Consider the following 16,313-nt stretch of genomic DNA (forward strand, 5'->3'; position numbering starts at 1 on the left):
GAAGAGGGATTCGAACCCCCGACCCTCTGGTCCCAAACCAGATGCGCTACCAAACTGCGCTATTCACCGATAATTCTTTCTTTTGCTTTTAGTATTGCGCCAGAAGGTTCTTCTGGTCCGCTATTCTCAAAAGCCGGAGATACACGACTTGCGCTATCTGCCGCTAAGTACCGAGCTTTACAGAAAGCTCCATACCCAAGTGTATGGGGGGGCTAACGAGACTTGAACTCGCGACAACCGGAATCACAATCCGGGACTCTACCAACTGAGCTATAGCCACCATAATTTACACGCCAACAGTGCCATCCTGACTTTCCGGAGTGGCGCGCCCGACAGGATTTGAACCTGTGACCTTTGGCTCCGGAGGCCAACGCTCTATCCAGCTGAGCTACGGGCGCCTTGCCCTATCGGCGGTGGTGAATATTACGGATCAGCATGCTTCTCGTCTAGTCTTTTTTGCAAAAATTTTTGTATTCGCTTTATTTATAACCATCTCTGGGTTGATTCGCGTCATACAAACAAAGCCGCTCTGTTTAATACCACTTCGTTAAGGGATATAATCATTGCGTTTTTTACCCAAAAACCACTGGTTAATAACTCACAGCTTTGTCCAATAATGTAATATTTACAATAACTTATACAAGAAAGCTGTGATATTCGAGCAAATAATCTGGGAGTGTTAAGGTGAGCTCAATGGAATTTTCTCTTCGACAACTAATGGTCGCTGCAGTCGCAACCGTCGCCATCAGCGGCTCAGCCGTAGCGGCAGATATGTCTGGCGAAGCGATCGCAGAACGCATCAAGCCTGTTGGCTCTGTATATAAGGAAGGCGATGCACCAGCCGCTACAGCCGCCGCTTCCGGCCCTCGCTCAGGCGATCAGGTATACGGCACTTTCTGTGTGGCTTGCCACAGCAGCGGTGTACTGGGCGCACCTAAGACAGGTGATGCCGGTGACTGGGGACCGCGTATTGCTCAAGGTATGGATACGCTGACCAATCATGCCATTAATGGTTTCAATGCCATGCCGGCGAAAGGCACCTGTATGGACTGCAGCGATGAAGAAATCGTGGCTGCGATCAACCATATGATCGAGGGGCTGTAACTCAGACTCCCCCTTCAGATACCTGAAAAAAAGGTTAGCTATGATGGCTAACCTTTTTTATTTTCAGCGATTCGCTGAGTTATTTCTTCTTGAACATGGAGCGGAGATTGGCAATGTGTGCCTGACCCCGCTCCATTCGTTCTTCTGCCGTCACAGGTTTGCGCTCTGTTTCCCAATCCAGATCATCCTGGGGCAATTCATAGAGAAAACGACTGGGCTCGGGCTTGAGCAGCTCGCCATACTGCCGGCGTTCCTTGCATAAGGTAAAGGTCAGTGTTTTCTGCGCCCGGGTAATACCGACATACGCCAAACGTCGCTCTTCCTCCACATTGTCTTCATCAATGCTGGTCTGATGGGGCAAAATCCCCTCTTCGGCACCAATCAGATACACATGGGGAAATTCCAGCCCTTTGGAGGCATGCAGTGTCATGAGCTGAACCTGATCGGCATCCTCATCCTCTTCACCCCGCTCCATCATGTCACGCAGTGTCATGCGCTGAACCACTTCTTTCAGGGTGCGCACTTCGTTATCGTAATTATCGCCTTCCAGATCTGCGGTGATCCAGCTGTATAAATCCGACACGTTTTTCATCCGCATTTCGGCCGCTTTCGGACTGGCCGAAGTTTCAAACAGCCAGTCCTCGTAATGGATGTCGCGGATCATCTGGCGCACGGCCGCCACGGCATCGCCCCGCTCGGCGTTATCGGCCAGCTCAACAATCCAGCGCGTAAACTGGCGCAGGCTGTCCAGTCCGCGCCCTGAAAGATGCTGCTCCAGGCCAAGCTCAAAGCTGGCTTCAAACAAACTCTTGCCTCGCATATTGGCGTAGGTGCCCAGTTTCTCCAGGGTGACAGGGCCAATCTCGCGCCGCGGCGTATTGACGATACGCAAAAAAGCGTTGTCATCATCCTGGTTGGTGAGCAAGCGCAGGTATGCCATGATGTCTTTGATCTCGGTACGGGAGAAAAACGAGGTGCCGCCAGAAATTTTATAGGGGATCCGGTTCTGCATCAGGGCTTTTTCAAACAGGCGCGACTGGTGGTTGCCGCGGTACAGAATCGCGTAATCTTTGTAGTCAGTATTGTTGAGAAAGCGATGGGCTATCAGCTCCCCGACCACTTTTTCGGCTTCATGCTCTTCATTTTTGGCCGTCAGGACCTTGAGCATCTCGCCATCGGGAATTTCTGAAAACAGCGCTTTTTCAAATAAGTGCGGGTTATTGGCGATCAGAATGTTGGCGCTGCGCAATATCCGGCTGGTCGAGCGGTAGTTCTGCTCCAGCTTAATCACTTTGAGCGTCGGGAAATCTTTATTGAGCAGCGCCAGATTCTCTGGCTGCGCCCCCCGCCAGGAATAGATAGACTGATCGTCATCCCCGACCACAGTGAATTTTGACCGTTCGCCCACCAGCAGCTTCACAAAGGCATACTGGCTGGTGTTGGTATCCTGATACTCATCCACCAGCAGGTAGCGGATCTTATTCTGCCAGCGCTGCCGCACCTCATCATTATCACGCAGCAAGAGCACAGGCATCAGAATCAAGTCATCAAAGTCCAGGGCGTTATAGGCTTTCATCTGACGCTGATACAACTCGTAGCAATGGGCAAACAGCTGGTCACGCTCACTTTGCGCCTGCGCTTTCGCCTGGGCGGGCGACAGCATGGCGTTCTTCCAGTTTGAAATCGATGACAGCAGCATTTTGAGCAAGTCTTTATCACCGTCGAGCTGATCTTCCGTCAACTCTTTGAGCAGGGCCATCTGATCCTGATCGTCAAACAGCGAAAAACTCGCTTTCAGCCCCAGTACCTTGTACTCACGGCGAATGATATTCAGGCCCAGGGTGTGGAAGGTCGACACCATCAGCCCTTTGGCTTCCTGGCGGCCCAGGGTCTGCCCGACCCGCTCTTTCATTTCCCGCGCCGCTTTATTGGTAAATGTCAGCGCAGCAATATTCCGTGCTTTGTAGTCACATTGTTGTACTAAGTAGGCGATTTTATTGGTAATGACCCGCGTTTTGCCTGAACCTGCACCGGCCAGAACCAGACACGGTCCAGCAACAAAACGTACCGCCTCATTTTGTCTCGGATTGAGTTTCATTCATTTGCCCTATGAGTCATGTTTTATTCAGCTGCCGCATTGTAACCTGTTCTCGTCTCGTGTCTATTTCAGACAATCCCCCGCGTTTTTCTCAGAAAAATAAAGGTAACAGATGAGTTGCATACTAATAAAGCATCCACAATAATGAATGAACGTTCATTCACTTTGTGATCAATTAATGACTGACAAAAAAGAACGTATCTTGCAGGCAACCGAAGAATTGCTGGCAAAACATGGTTTTCACGGTCTGTCGATGAACATGGTGGCCAAAGAAGCCAGGGTCGCGACAGGGACCATCTATCGCTATTTCAGTGATAAAGATGATCTCCTGTATCAGCTGCATGACCATATACTGACTATTGTCGCCAGGAAAATCACTCAGAACGTTTCTGATGTCATGCCCTTAGAACAGCAGTTCCGTACTATGTGGTTAAACATCTGGAACATGGCTACGGATAATGAAGCACCACTGATTAACCGTGGTCAGTTCGAAAACATGCCGCACCGAGGTAAGCAGTACAAGATAGCGTTAGAGCAAACGCTCTTTGCCCCTGTCCACAGGATGTTTGACAGGGGTAAAGCTCAGGGGCTGTTTAAGCCTTTAGACAACGAGATATTAAGCGCACTCAGCCTTGAACCCAGCGCCTGTCTGGCCCGCAAGCACCTGAGTGGTACTTTTACGGTAAGTGATGAGGCGCGGGATGCTGCCATTAAAGCTTGCTGGGATGCTGTAATTACACATTGACTTAGCATTAACTTAGACTCCGGAGCAAAGATAATGAAAAAATGGGTAGCATGGATAGTCATGCTCATCATCGTTGCCGTGCTGTTTGGCACGCTTTTTACGTCCAAGTACTTTGAAATAAAAGGAAAGATGGCTTATTTCGCCAATATGCCTGAACCGGATTATCCGGTGACTGTCGTAGAGGCAAAACCGACCAATTGGGTGCCGGCCATTGAAGCGATTGGTTTCATTGAGCCTAACCAGGGCGTGACTGTCACCACGGAAGTCGCCGGTGTGATCAAGTCGCTGGAGTTCGATTCAGGCATGTCGGTGAAAAAAGGCCAACGTCTGGTCGCGCTGGACTCAGATGTTGAGGAAGCCAACCTCAAGAGCTCCCAGGCTCGCCTGCCTGCCGCCAAAGCCAAGTTCATCCGCTATCAGGATCTGTACAAGAAAGGCTCTATCTCTAAGGAAGCCTTTGATGGCGCGCAAGCTGATTACTTCTCTTTGTCAGCCGATATTGAGAGCCTGAAAGCCACCATCGACCGTCGCATTATTAAAGCCCCGTTTGCCGGTGATGTCGGTCTGCGTAATGTGTTCCTGGGTGAGTATATTCAGCCCGGCACTGACATAGTGCGTCTGGAAGATACCTCCCTGATGAAGCTGCGCTTCACCATTCCGCAAACCGATCTGTCTGACATTCACATCGGTCAGGAAGTGGATATCGCCGTCGATGCGTACCCGGATGCTAAATTCCAGGGCAAGATCAGTGCGATTGAACCTGCGGTCAATTATCAGAGCGGCTTAATCCAGGTTCAGGCGGACATTCCGAACAATGCCGGCCGTCTGCGCAGCGGCATGTTTGCCCGTGCCAACATCATTCTGCCGACCCTGGAAAATCAGGTTGTGCTGCCGCAGTTTGCCATCACCTATACCCTGTATGGCGATAATGTATATGTGCTGTACGAAGATGACGAAGGCGTCACCCGCGTTCGTCAGTCTGTGGTGAAAACCGGTGAACGTAAGCGCGATGTTATCCACGTCCTTGATGGCGTTAAACCGGGAGACCGTGTGGTTACCACCGGCCAGGTCCGCCTGAGTAATGACGTCAAAGTCCGCATCGTAGAAAACGATGCCCTGAAAACCCCGGCTGAAACACCGATGCTGTGATTCGGAGGTTAAATGCGCTTTACTGACATATTCATAAAAAGGCCGGTCCTGGCAGTGTCGATCAGCATTCTGATCGCCCTGCTTGGTTTTCAGGCTATTTTCAAAATGCAGGTCCGGGAATATCCCGAAATGACCAATACCGTGGTCACTGTGACGACCAGTTATTACGGTGCCAGTGCCGATCTGATCCAGGGCTTTATTACTCAGCCGCTGGAGCAGGCCATCGCGCAGGCTGACAACATAGATTACATGACGTCGTCATCGGTACTGGGTTCCTCGACAATTACCGTCAACATGAAACTCAATACCGATCCCAACGCGGCCCTGTCTGATGTACTGGCGAAAACCAACTCGGTGCGCTCTCAGCTTCCCCGTGAAGCGGAAGACCCGACTGTGACCATGTCGACCGGTTCCACCACGGCGGTGATGTACATCGGTTTTACCAGTGACGAGCTCAATTCCAGCCAGATCACCGATTACCTGGAGCGGGTATTCAACCCGCAGCTGTTCACAGTGAACGGCGTGTCCAAAATCGACCTGTACGGCGGAATGAAATTTGCGCTGCGGGTATGGTTGGATCCGGCCAAGATGGCCGCTTACAACTTAACGGCCAGCGACATCATGACAGTGCTGAACGCCAACAACTACCAGTCGGCGACGGGTCAGGCGACAGGCGAGTTCGTCCTGTATAACGGCACGGCAGATACCCAGGTCAAAACCACAGATGAGCTGCAAAAGCTGATTGTCTCGACACAGAAAGGTCAGGTGATCCGCTTAGGTGATATCGCCAAAGTCACCCGGGCGAAAAGTCACGACATTTACCGTGCCACAGCCAACGGTGAGGAAGCCGTGGTTGCCGCCATCAATGCAGCGCCAAGTGCGAACCCTATCAACATTGCTGCCGATGTGCTGGAGCTGTTGCCTGAAATTCAGCGCAACATGCCAAGCAATATCAAGATGAACATACTGTACGACTCTACCGTTGCCATTAACGAGTCGATTCAGGAGGTTATCAAAACTATCGGTGAAGCTGCGCTGATTGTTCTTGTAGTGATCACTCTGTTCCTGGGCTCGTTCCGCGCGGTACTGATCCCTATCATCACCATTCCGCTGTCGCTGATTGGCGTGGCCATGGTAATGCAGGCCTTCGGTTTCTCCTGGAACCTGATGACGCTGCTGGCCATGGTGCTGGCTATCGGTCTGGTGGTCGATGATGCCATCGTGGTCCTGGAAAACGTCGATCGTCACATCAAACTCGGCGAGTCACCGTTCCGGGCAGCGATTATCGGTACCCGGGAAATTGCAGTGCCTGTTATCGCCATGACCCTGACGCTGGGCGCGGTATACGCACCTATCGCACTGATGGGGGGGATTACAGGCTCACTGTTTAAAGAGTTCGCCCTGACGCTGGCGGGGTCGGTCTTTATCTCAGGGATAATCGCCCTGACACTGTCGCCGATGATGTGTTCTAAGATCCTGAAAGCACACGATAAGCCAAACCGCTTTGAAGATACCGTGCACAGTGTGCTGGATCGCATGACCAGCCGCTATGAAAAAATGCTGACCACAGTGATGAAATCACGCCCTGTGGTGATAGTGTTTGCGGTCATTGTCTTTGCTATGCTGCCGGTTCTGTTCAAGTTCATCCCCAGTGAACTGGCACCGGCAGAAGATAAAGGCGTGCTGATGATGATGGGTACCGGTCCGTCTACCGCTAACCTGGACTACATCGAAAATTCCATGAGTGAAGTGAACGAGATGCTGAGCAATCAGCCGGAAGTGGCTTTTGCTCAGGTATTCTCAGGTGTACCGCAGTCCAATCAGGCATTCGGTATCGCTTCCATGGTGCCATGGAGTCAGCGCGAAGCCAGTCAGGCGGAAGTGGTTGGCCGTGTCACGACACTGGTTAACGATGTACCTGGTATGGCGGTAACGGCGTTCCAGATGCCTGAGCTGCCAGGTGCGGGCTCAGGTCTGCCGATCCAGTTTGTCATTACCACGCCGAACAACTTTGAAAGCCTGTTCCAGGTGGCCGGTTCGATTCTGGATGATGTGACGAAGAATCCGATGTTTGTGTATTCGGACTTGGATCTCAACTTCGACTCCGCCACCATGAAAATCAGCATAGACAAAGACAAAGCCGGGGCTTATGGCGTGACTATGCAGGATATCGGTATCACCCTGAGCACTATGATGGCCGACGGTTATGTCAACCGCATCGACCTTAATGGCCGCTCTTACGAGGTGATTCCGCAGGTAGAACGTAAGTACCGCCTGAATCCTGAATCGCTGAACGCCTTCTATGTTCGTGCGGCGGATGGTAATTCAGTGCCGCTGGGCAGCCTGATCACCATTGATGTGGTGGCTGAGCCCCGTGCACTGCCGCACTTCAACCAGCTGAACTCGGCCACCATAGGTGTGGTGCCTATGCCGGGGACGGCCATGGGTGATGCCATCGAATGGTTCCGTACCGAAGCCGTCAGCCAGCTGCCATCTGGCTATCAGTACGACTTTATGGGTGAGGCTCGCCAGTACGTCACCGAAGGTAATGCACTGTTTGCGACTTTCGTTCTGGCACTGGCGGTGATTTTCCTGGTACTGGCTATCCAGTTCGAATCGCTGCGCGACCCTATGGTGATCATGGTGTCGGTACCGCTGGCTATTTGTGGCGCCCTGGTCTCGCTGGCCTGGGGAGCGGCTTCGATGAACATCTACTCGCAAGTCGGCTTGATCACCCTGATTGGTCTGATCACCAAGCACGGGATTCTGATCTGTGAAGTGGCAAAAGAAGAGCAGCTCAATCACCAGAAAGACAAAATGTCTGCAGTGATGGAAGCGGCTAAGGTGCGTCTGCGACCGATTCTGATGACCACGGCGGCGATGATTGCCGGTCTGGTTCCTCTGCTGTACGCCACCGGGGCCGGTGCTGCCCAGCGCTTCAGTATCGGTATCGTTATCGTATCCGGCCTGGCGATAGGCACCCTCTTTACCCTGTTCGTGCTGCCGGTGATCTACACCTACCTGGCCAGCACCCACAAACCGCTGCCGGTTTTTGTGGAGGACAAAGAGCTGGAAAAGTTAAAACGGGCTGATGAAGCGAGACAAGCGCTGAAAGCCCGGGAAAGTTAATCAGCAACTTTCTATCAGACTAAGGCCGCGCAAGCGGCCTTTTTTTTCAGCATGCCCTGCCGGGACAGATCAAGGATTCCTGCCTGTGGCAGAAAAATTTGGTGTACACTAACGGCTAAAAGTATCCCATTAACCTCATGGAGTTAAACCCGCGTATGTTTGATCCAAAGAAACTTGAGCAGGTTGCCAGGCAGATTCAGGAAGCCATGCCTCAACCAGTCAAAGCGCTTGGTCAGGATGTGGAACAAAAAGTGCGTCAAACCATCCAGGCACAACTGAGCAAGCTGGATGTGGTGAATCGCGAAGAGTTCGATGTGCAGACCCAGGTTCTGCTGCGCACACGGCAAAAGCTGAACGAGCTGGAACAGAAGGTTGCCCAGCTGGAAGCTATGCTGGCAGATAAGTCCGAATAATATATGTCTTGTCAGACATGAAAAGCCCGGCAAATTGCCGGGCTTTTTACGAACCAGGAAGGAGGTTTACTTAGTCGCCTACTGCGATACGCTTCATATCTGTCATATAACCACGCAGTTCGTGACCAATCTGCTCTACAGGGTGATTACGCAGCGCTTCGTTCACATCAATCAGCTGCTGGTTATCAACATGGTTACCTGTAGCAGCCAGACCTTTACCTATCACATCTGTGCTGACTTTTGGCATGAACTTTTCACGCAGCAATGGCGTAGCCACGTTAGCGAACAGGTAGTTACCATATTCTGCCGTATCAGAGATCACCACGTTCATCTCGTACAGACGCTTACGGGCAACAGTGTTGGCAATCAGCGGCAGCTCATGCAAAGACTCATAGTAAGCCGACTCTTCAATAATGCCTGAGGCTGTCATGGCTTCAAACGCCAGCTCAACACCGGCACGCACCATGGCCACCATCAGAATGCCGTTATCAAAGTATTCTTGCTCAGCGATTTTGACATCAGTTTGCGGGTAGTTTTCAAACGCCGTTTCCGCCGTTTCAGCACGCCAGCCCAGCAGTTCCTCATCATCGTTCGCCCAGTCGGCCATCATGGTCCGCGAGAACTCACCTGTGATGATGTCATCCATGTGCTTGTTATACAGCGGACGCATCAGCTCTTTCAGCTCTTCAGACAACTCAAATGCTTTGATCTTGGCCGGGTTGGTCAGACGATCCATCATATGAGTGATGCCGCCAAACTTCAGGGCTTCGGTAATGGTTTCCCAACCGAACTGCAGCAGCTTACCGGCATAGCCCGGCTCGACGCCTTCAGCAACCATCTTCTCGTAACACACGATAGAGCCCGCCTGCAGCATGCCGCACAGAATCGTCTGCTCACCCATCAGGTCAGATTTCACTTCAGCAACGAAAGAGGATTCCAGTACACCGGCACGGTGGCCACCTGTTGCTGCCGCCCAGGCTTTCGCAATTTCCAGGCCTTCACCTTGCGGGTCATTTTCCGGGTGGACCGCGATCAGCGTTGGTACACCAAAGCCACGCTTGTACTCTTCACGCACTTCAGTCCCCGGACATTTAGGCGCTACCATCACAACCGTGATATCCGGACGGATCTGCATCCCTTCTTCAACAATGTTAAAGCCGTGCGAGTAACCCAGCGCAGCACCTTGCTTCATCAGAGGCATCACAGTGGTGACCACATCCGTGTGCTGCTTGTCCGGCGTCAGGTTGACAACCAGATCAGCCTGAGGGATCAATTGTTCATAGCTACCTACTTCAAAACCATTGTCTTTGGCATTACGGAAAGAGGCACGCTGCTCGTCAATTGCAGCCTGGCGCAGTGCATAAGCAACATTCAGACCTGAGTCACGCATGTTCAGACCCTGGTTCAGGCCCTGTGCACCACAACCTACAATCACCACCTTCTTACCTTTCAGGTAATCCGCTTCCTGAGCAAACTCGCTGCGATCCATAAAACGGCAACGGCCCAGCTGATCTAATTGCTGACGTAAATTTAAGGTATTGAAATAGTTAGCCATAACAAGTTACTCCGTGAATTCTAATCCTTGGTCGGCACTTCACTGCCGAATAACCTGATAGTAGATCAGGCTTGATGTTGTCTAAAGTGATATATTCACAACATCATATTGCAAATGGTGCAACATAAACCATGAACATAAAATCACTCCAACTCTTTCTTCATCTGTGCAACAGCAAAAATTTCAGTCAGACCGCGCAGAAGATGCACATCAGTCCGTCCGCGCTCAGCCGGCTTATTCAGCGCCTGGAGCAGGAGCTGTCTCAACCCCTCTTCATTCGCGACAACCGCAGCGTGGAACTGACCACGTCGGGCCGTAAACTGCTGCCGGTCGCCAGCCGCATTGTGGCCGAATGGCAACAACTGCAGCAAGAGCTGACTGAACAGGATCAGATGCTCAAAGGTAAACTCACCCTGTTCTGCTCGGTCACAGCCAGCTACAGCCACCTACCCAATGTGCTGAATCAGTTCAGGCAACATTACCCCCAAGTGGAAATTCAGCTGGTTACCGGCGATCCGGCTCAAGCTGTGAATAAAGTCCTGCACGATGAAGCTGACTTTGCGATTACGGCTCTGCCAGCCAATTTACCCAATAAACTCACTTTCATTTATTTGGGCAATGTCTCAATGTCGTTAATCAGCCCATTAGTCACTTCCCCCGGCCTTCAGGCGCTGCTTTCACCGGACATTCAGTGGGACAAACTTCCCTTCATTCTGCCTGAGTACGGAACTGCAAGAGAAAATGCTGACAAGTGGATGAAATCACAAAAAATAAAACCCAACATTTATGCTCAAGTTGCTGGGCATGAAGCTATTGTTAGTATGGTAGCATTGGGATGTGGCATCGGAATTGCGCCAGATATTGTTATAGAGAACAGTCCGATTCGCGATCAGATTCAAAAGCTGCCAGCAGCAGCCGTCGAACCATTAACATTGGGATTGTGTTGCAAACAAAGTCGACAGCAAGAGCCTCTTTTCCAGGCGTTGCTGACGTTATTCAAATAGCAGGCCGGTTATGACGTCAACGCATACTTTAACGCACAGCTACTACTCCGCTTTCTATGCAGAAAAAGGTTATCGATTTTTAGAACAGATTGCGCAAACTCATTCGATGCCGAGAAATCTTGTTGTTTTCTCCGTCATGCATTGCTATGAAGGCTCTCTGCCGTATCTCAACGTACTGTGTAAACTTGCTGACCACGTCATTTTCATCCCCAAACAAGCGACTTTTTGCAACAACGGCACACTGCTCAATACCATCCGATCTATCCCAAACTGTGATGTCGTCGCACCCGGCTTTGACAAAATAGCCTTAAGAGATCCTGTGCGTTGCCTGGATCTCATTCAACAATACACTCAAGAGGGACAGGCTTTTCTGATCCTGGATCACGGCGGCTATTTTGCTCAGGGCGTTGAAGCCATCTTTGAGGCATATGATGAGCAATGCGTGGGGATTGCTGAGTTAACCGCAAATGGCATCGCCAAATACCGCAACCGGCATCTTATCAAACCCTTAGTATCGGTTGCTCATCTGAGCATCAAGACCCCAGCCGACTACGAGGCTTCCGAATGTATCGTGCATTACACAGATCAAATCCTGCGCGAGGCATTTGGCCTGAAACTGAACAACCTCGGTTTTCTCACTATCGGGGTGATAGGTAGCGGTAATCTGGGCCGGGGTATCTGTAAAACGCTACAAGGTAAAGGTATCAATGATATCTATGTCAGTGACCAGGATGCCAGGCAACTCACCGCCTTACCCAGAAATGGGATTCAGGTCTGCTCAACCGAAACCATGCTCAAACACTGCAATCTCATTTTCTGCTGTACCGGCAATGGCGCGCTTCACTCAGCGCACATCCAGTCCAGGCGCGAGAACTTATTCATAGCCACTGTCACCTCTGCCGACGACGAGCTCAATTTGCCCGAGTTAGTGCAACAAGGGACGTTGCGGTATGTTGGGGGGAATCAGCTGGTCACAGAATATCAAAATCGGCATGGCGCCAGTATTTACCTCATTGCCGGTGGGGAGTCTGCGAACACTCCCTTCAAAACAGGTATGGGCGATCCCACTTTGTACCTGTTTGAAGCCGCACATTTACTGGCAGGTCTGCATCTGGGCAGTCAGTCACATAGCTATGCGGCAGGTATTCAGGCTTTATCTGCACAAGATGAAATTTTTATTGCCGAGCAATGGCTGCGTTTTTTCTATAGTTACACTTAACGAACCGCAGCTTACTCCACAGCACTGTGTTGGCCGCAGTGATGGAAAAAAACCTGTCTGTCGTCGGAGGCACCGAGTCTGAGGCTCTTTATCAGTGACGTGTGATCGGAGGCATAGCAAACACCAGATAGCAAAAAACCCAGTCATTGCTGACTGGGTTTCTCTAATAAGTGGCGGAGCGGACGGGACTCGAACCCGCGACCCCCGGCGTGACAGGCCGGTATTCTAACCAACTGAACTACCGCTCCACTCAATTTTTCTGCCCAACAAAGTCTTACGCTTACTGCTTTGTTTCGGTCATCTTGCGTGATGCGATGCAGATTTTGAACTGAGAAGCGCAGTGTGCATTAGCACATGAGCATCGCAAGTATCAAAAGATGCGAGCTATCACCCAAGATGGGCAATTAAAGCCTGGCGATGTCCTACTCTCACATGGGGAGACCCCACACTACCATCGGCGCTGCTGCGTTTCACGTCTGAGTTCGGCATGGGATCAGGTGGGTCCGCAACGCTATGGTCGCCAAGCAAATTCTTTCATCTACCGCCCGCAGGCGATAAATCACAATCTGGGAAAGTTAACTAGTGTTCTCAGCACAACATTCAAGTGCTCATGGAGTCCGTAAAACCCCTTGGGTGTTGTATGGTTAAGCCTCACGGGCAATTAGTACAGGTTAGCTGAGCGCCTCACAACGCTTACACACCCTGCCTATCAACGTTCTAGTCTCGAACAGCCCTTCAGGAGGCTTAAAGCCTCAGGGATGACTCATCTCAGGGCTCGCTTCCCGCTTAGATGCTTTCAGCGGTTATCGATGCCGAACTTAGCTACCGGGCAATGCGTCTGGCGACACAACCCGAACACCAGCGGTTCGTTCACTCCGGTCCTCTCGTACTAGGAGCAACTCCCTTCAATCATCCAGCGCCCACGGCAGATAGGGACCGAACTGTCTCACGACGTTCTAAACCCAGCTCGCGTACCACTTTAAATGGCGAACAGCCATACCCTTGGGACCGACTTCAGCCCCAGGATGTGATGAGCCGACATCGAGGTGCCAAACACCGCCGTCGATATGAACTCTTGGGCGGTATCAGCCTGTTATCCCCGGAGTACCTTTTATCCGTTGAGCGATGGCCCTTCCATTCAGAACCACCGGATCACTATGACCTGCTTTCGCACCTGCTCGAACCGTCATTCTCGCAGTTAAGCGGGCTTATGCCATTGCACTAACCTCACGATGTCCGACCGTGATTAGCCCACCTTCGTGCTCCTCCGTTACGCTTTGGGAGGAGACCGCCCCAGTCAAACTACCCACCAGGCACTGTCCGCACCCCGGATAACGGGGCGACGTTAGAACATCAACACGACAAGGGTGGTATTTCAAGGACGGCTCCACAGATACTGGCGTACCTGCTTCGAAGCCTCCCACCTATCCTACACATGTAGGGTCAATGTTCAGTGCCAAGCTGTAGTAAAGGTTCACGGGGTCTTTCCGTCTAGCCGCGGGTACGCAGCATCTTCACTGCGATTTCAATTTCACTGAGTCTCGGGTGGAGACAGCGTGGCCATCATTACGCCATTCGTGCAGGTCGGAACTTACCCGACAAGGAATTTCGCTACCTTAGGACCGTTATAGTTACGGCCGCCGTTTACCGGGGCTTCGATCAAGAGCTTCTCCGAAGATAACCCCATCAATTAACCTTCCGGCACCGGGCAGGCGTCACACCGTATACGTCATCTTTCGATTTTGCACAGTGCTGTGTTTTTAATAAACAGTTGCAGCCACCTGGTATCTGCGACTCTCAGCAGCTCCATCCGCGAGGGACTTCACCGCCAAGAGCGTACCTTCTCCCGAAGTTACGGTACCATTTTGCCTAGTTCCTTCACCCGAGTTCTCTCAAGCGCCTTGGTATTCTCTACCCGACCACCTGTGTCGGTTTGGGGTACGATTGCTTATTATCTGAAGCTTAGAGGCTTTTCCCGGAAGCATGGCATCAATGACTTCATCACCGTAGTGACTCGACATCGGGTCTCAGCCTTAGTGCAGAACCGGATTTGCCTAATTCTGCAGCCTACACCCTTGAACCAGGACAACCGTCGCCTGGCCCACCTAGCCTTCTCCGTCCCCCCATCGCAATAATAAGCAGTACGGGAATATTAACCCGTTTCCCATCGACTACGCCTTTCGGCCTCGCCTTAGGGGTCGACTTACCCTGCCCCGATTAACGTTGGACAGGAACCCTTGGTCTTCCGGCGAGGGGGTTTTTCACCCCCTTTGTCGTTACTCATGTCAGCATTCGCACTTCTGATACGTCCAGCATGCCTTACAGCACACCTTCAACCGCTTACAGAACGCTCCCCTACCCAATACGATAAATCGCATTGCCGCAGCTTCGGTGTATCACTTAGCCCCGTTAAATCTTCCGCGCAGGCCGACTCGACCAGTGAGCTATTACGCTTTCTTTAAATGATGGCTGCTTCTAAGCCAACATCCTGGCTGTCTGAGCCTTCCCACATCGTTTCCCACTTAGTGATACTTTGGGACCTTAGCTGGCGGTCTGGGTTGTTTCCCTCTCCACGACGGACGTTAGCACCCGCCGTGTGTCTCCCGGATAGTACTTACTGGTATTCGGAGTTTGCAAAGGGTTGGTAAGTCGGGATGACCCCCTAGCCTTAACAGTGCTCTACCCCCAGTAGTATTCGTCCGAGGCGCTACCTAAATAGCTTTCGGGGAGAACCAGCTATCTCCAGGTTTGATTGGCCTTTCACCCCTAGCCACAAGTCATCCGCTAATTTTTCAACATTAGTCGGTTCGGTCCTCCAGTAAGTGTTACCTCACCTTCAACCTGCCCATGGCTAGATCACCTGGTTTCGGGTCTAATCCCAGCAACTGTACGCCCAGTTAAGACTCGGTTTCCCTACGGCTCCCCTATACGGTTAACCTTGCTACTGAAATTAAGTCGCTGACCCATTATACAAAAGGTACGCAGTCACACCACGAAGGTGCTCCTACTGCTTGTACGTACACGGTTTCAGGTTCTTTTTCACTCCCCTCACAGGGGTTCTTTTCGCCTTTCCCTCACGGTACTGGTTCACTATCGGTCAGTCAGGAGTATTTAGCCTTGGAGGATGGTCCCCCCATGTTCAGACAGGATAACACGTGTCCCGTCCTACTCGTTTTCACGTCTAAAGCATCGTCGGTTACGGGGCTGTCACCCTGTATCGCGGCCCTTTCCAGGGACCTTCACCTGACACTAAACACGCTTAAGGGCTAATCCGGTTTCGCTCGCCGCTACTGCCGGAATCTCGGTTGATTTCTCTTCCTCGGGGTACTTAGATGTTTCAGTTCCCCCGGTTCGCCTCATCAGGCTATGTATTCACCTGATGATAACTGCTTATGCAGCTGGGTTTCCCCATTCGGAAATCGGTGACTCAAGTGGCTCTTACTGCCTCATCACCGCTTATCGCAAGTTAGTACGTCCTTCATCGCCTCTGACTGCCCAGGCATCCACCGTGTACGCTTAGTCACTTAACCATACAACCCCAAGAGGTTTCGTATGTTCAAACAACCAAGGTTGTGTCTCTGACAAAGAGACAATTGGTTTATTCGCCGGACTCATGTTGTCTTCACCGCAGTGAACACAACGAACACAAGACACTTGAATGTGTATTGCTTGAGAACTCTGTTTCTTTCGAAACAGTTTTAATTCAATCTCTAAGATTGAATTTACTAGTCAGCTTTCCAGATTGTTAAAGAGCATTAAAGCAAACAGCTTTAATCAATAGCCAAAGCCATTCATTAAGACTTTCTGCTTTCTTTCAACTATTTCGACCAAGCAATCTGTGTGGACACTGCATCAAAGACACAGTCTTTAGGTAAGGAGGTGATCCAGCCCCAGGTT

The 16,313-nt window shown here is 51.3% G+C and carries 9 protein-coding genes, 3 tRNA genes and 2 rRNA genes; 7 read left to right on the forward strand and 7 right to left on the reverse strand.

All coding sequences use genetic code 11. The features are described from left to right. Positions 1 to 204: 204 nt before the first annotated feature. Positions 205 to 280: transfer RNA gene (locus P0Y67_RS20335), tRNA-His, on the reverse strand. Positions 281 to 321: 41 nt separating this feature from the next. Continuing rightward, positions 322 to 398: transfer RNA gene (locus P0Y67_RS20340), tRNA-Arg, on the reverse strand. Between the two features lie 295 nt (positions 399 to 693). Here P0Y67_RS20340 and P0Y67_RS20345 point away from each other — a divergent pair. After that, positions 694 to 1,104, forward strand: coding sequence for a c-type cytochrome (locus tag P0Y67_RS20345; RefSeq protein ID WP_027250466.1), 411 nt, complete (start codon positions 694 to 696; stop codon positions 1,102 to 1,104). A 79-nt stretch (positions 1,105 to 1,183) separates the two neighbouring features. Here the strand turns inward: P0Y67_RS20345 and rep are convergent, their stop codons facing one another. Then, positions 1,184 to 3,202 carry a DNA helicase Rep gene (rep, locus tag P0Y67_RS20350; RefSeq protein WP_342393315.1) on the reverse strand — a complete coding sequence of 673 codons (2,019 nt, stop codon included), beginning with the start codon at positions 3,200 to 3,202 and terminating at the stop codon, positions 1,184 to 1,186. Positions 3,203 to 3,380: 178 nt separating this feature from the next. Between rep and P0Y67_RS20355 the strand changes: the two genes are divergently transcribed. The 4 genes from P0Y67_RS20355 to ubiK all read left to right on the forward strand — a co-directional run bounded on the left by P0Y67_RS20355 (position 3,381) and on the right by ubiK (position 8,638). Continuing rightward, on the forward strand, positions 3,381 to 3,947 hold the full coding sequence (locus tag P0Y67_RS20355) for a TetR/AcrR family transcriptional regulator (RefSeq protein ID WP_342393316.1): 567 nt from the start codon (positions 3,381 to 3,383) through the stop codon (positions 3,945 to 3,947). Positions 3,948 to 3,980: 33 nt separating this feature from the next. Then, positions 3,981 to 5,096 (forward strand): efflux RND transporter periplasmic adaptor subunit, encoded by a 1,116-nt coding sequence (locus P0Y67_RS20360; RefSeq protein ID WP_342393317.1) that lies wholly within the window; start codon positions 3,981 to 3,983, stop codon positions 5,094 to 5,096. Positions 5,097 to 5,108: 12 nt separating this feature from the next. After that, the gene (locus P0Y67_RS20365) at positions 5,109 to 8,225 is read left to right on the forward strand and encodes a multidrug efflux RND transporter permease subunit (protein WP_342393318.1); all 3,117 of its coding nucleotides are present in this window, start codon (positions 5,109 to 5,111) and stop codon (positions 8,223 to 8,225) included. A gap of 155 nt (positions 8,226 to 8,380) precedes the next feature. Next, positions 8,381 to 8,638 carry a ubiquinone biosynthesis accessory factor UbiK gene (gene ubiK, locus P0Y67_RS20370; RefSeq protein ID WP_192016091.1) on the forward strand — a complete coding sequence of 86 codons (258 nt, stop codon included), beginning with the start codon at positions 8,381 to 8,383 and terminating at the stop codon, positions 8,636 to 8,638. A 70-nt stretch (positions 8,639 to 8,708) separates the two neighbouring features. Here the strand turns inward: ubiK and ilvC are convergent, their stop codons facing one another. After that, the gene (gene ilvC / locus P0Y67_RS20375; RefSeq protein WP_342393319.1) at positions 8,709 to 10,193 is read right to left on the reverse strand and encodes a ketol-acid reductoisomerase; all 1,485 of its coding nucleotides are present in this window, start codon (positions 10,191 to 10,193) and stop codon (positions 8,709 to 8,711) included. Positions 10,194 to 10,324: 131 nt separating this feature from the next. Between ilvC and ilvY the strand changes: the two genes are divergently transcribed. Together ilvY and P0Y67_RS20385 are read left to right on the forward strand one after the other, a co-directional pair. Continuing rightward, positions 10,325 to 11,197: an HTH-type transcriptional activator IlvY gene (gene ilvY / locus P0Y67_RS20380; protein ID WP_036758273.1), complete on the forward strand. Its 873-nt coding sequence runs from the start codon at positions 10,325 to 10,327 to the stop codon at positions 11,195 to 11,197. A 10-nt stretch (positions 11,198 to 11,207) separates the two neighbouring features. Beyond that, positions 11,208 to 12,416, forward strand: a complete 1,209-nt coding sequence (locus P0Y67_RS20385; protein ID WP_342393320.1) for an NAD(P)-binding domain-containing protein — start codon at positions 11,208 to 11,210, stop codon at positions 12,414 to 12,416. Between the two features lie 171 nt (positions 12,417 to 12,587). Here P0Y67_RS20385 and P0Y67_RS20390 read toward each other — a convergent pair. From P0Y67_RS20390 to P0Y67_RS20400, 3 genes are all read right to left on the reverse strand, one after another. Beyond that, positions 12,588 to 12,664 (reverse strand) — tRNA-Asp (locus P0Y67_RS20390). A gap of 161 nt (positions 12,665 to 12,825) precedes the next feature. Beyond that, a 5S ribosomal RNA gene (gene rrf, locus P0Y67_RS20395) occupies positions 12,826 to 12,941 on the reverse strand. 115 nt (positions 12,942 to 13,056) lie between these two features. Beyond that, positions 13,057 to 15,946 (reverse strand): 23S ribosomal RNA (locus tag P0Y67_RS20400). Positions 15,947 to 16,313: the final 367 nt, after the last annotated feature.

The organism is Photobacterium sp. SP02 (genome assembly GCF_038519165.1).
GTDB lineage: Bacteria > Pseudomonadota > Gammaproteobacteria > Enterobacterales > Vibrionaceae > Photobacterium > Photobacterium halotolerans.

Excerpts from the sequence above, each read along its gene's own strand:
- rep (WP_342393315.1), bottom strand. The coding sequence starts at position 3,202 with ATGAAACTCAATCCGAGACAAAATGAGGCGGTACGTTTTGTTGCTGGA.
- P0Y67_RS20345 (WP_027250466.1), top strand. The coding sequence starts at position 694 with ATGGAATTTTCTCTTCGACAACTAATGGTCGCTGCAGTCGCAACCGTC.
- ubiK (WP_192016091.1), top strand. The coding sequence starts at position 8,381 with ATGTTTGATCCAAAGAAACTTGAGCAGGTTGCCAGGCAGATTCAGGAA.
- P0Y67_RS20355 (WP_342393316.1), top strand. The coding sequence starts at position 3,381 with ATGACTGACAAAAAAGAACGTATCTTGCAGGCAACCGAAGAATTGCTG.
- P0Y67_RS20360 (WP_342393317.1), top strand. The coding sequence starts at position 3,981 with ATGAAAAAATGGGTAGCATGGATAGTCATGCTCATCATCGTTGCCGTG.
- ilvC (WP_342393319.1), bottom strand. The coding sequence starts at position 10,193 with ATGGCTAACTATTTCAATACCTTAAATTTACGTCAGCAATTAGATCAG.
- P0Y67_RS20385 (WP_342393320.1), top strand. The coding sequence starts at position 11,208 with ATGACGTCAACGCATACTTTAACGCACAGCTACTACTCCGCTTTCTAT.
- P0Y67_RS20365 (WP_342393318.1), top strand. The coding sequence starts at position 5,109 with ATGCGCTTTACTGACATATTCATAAAAAGGCCGGTCCTGGCAGTGTCG.
- ilvY (WP_036758273.1), top strand. The coding sequence starts at position 10,325 with ATGAACATAAAATCACTCCAACTCTTTCTTCATCTGTGCAACAGCAAA.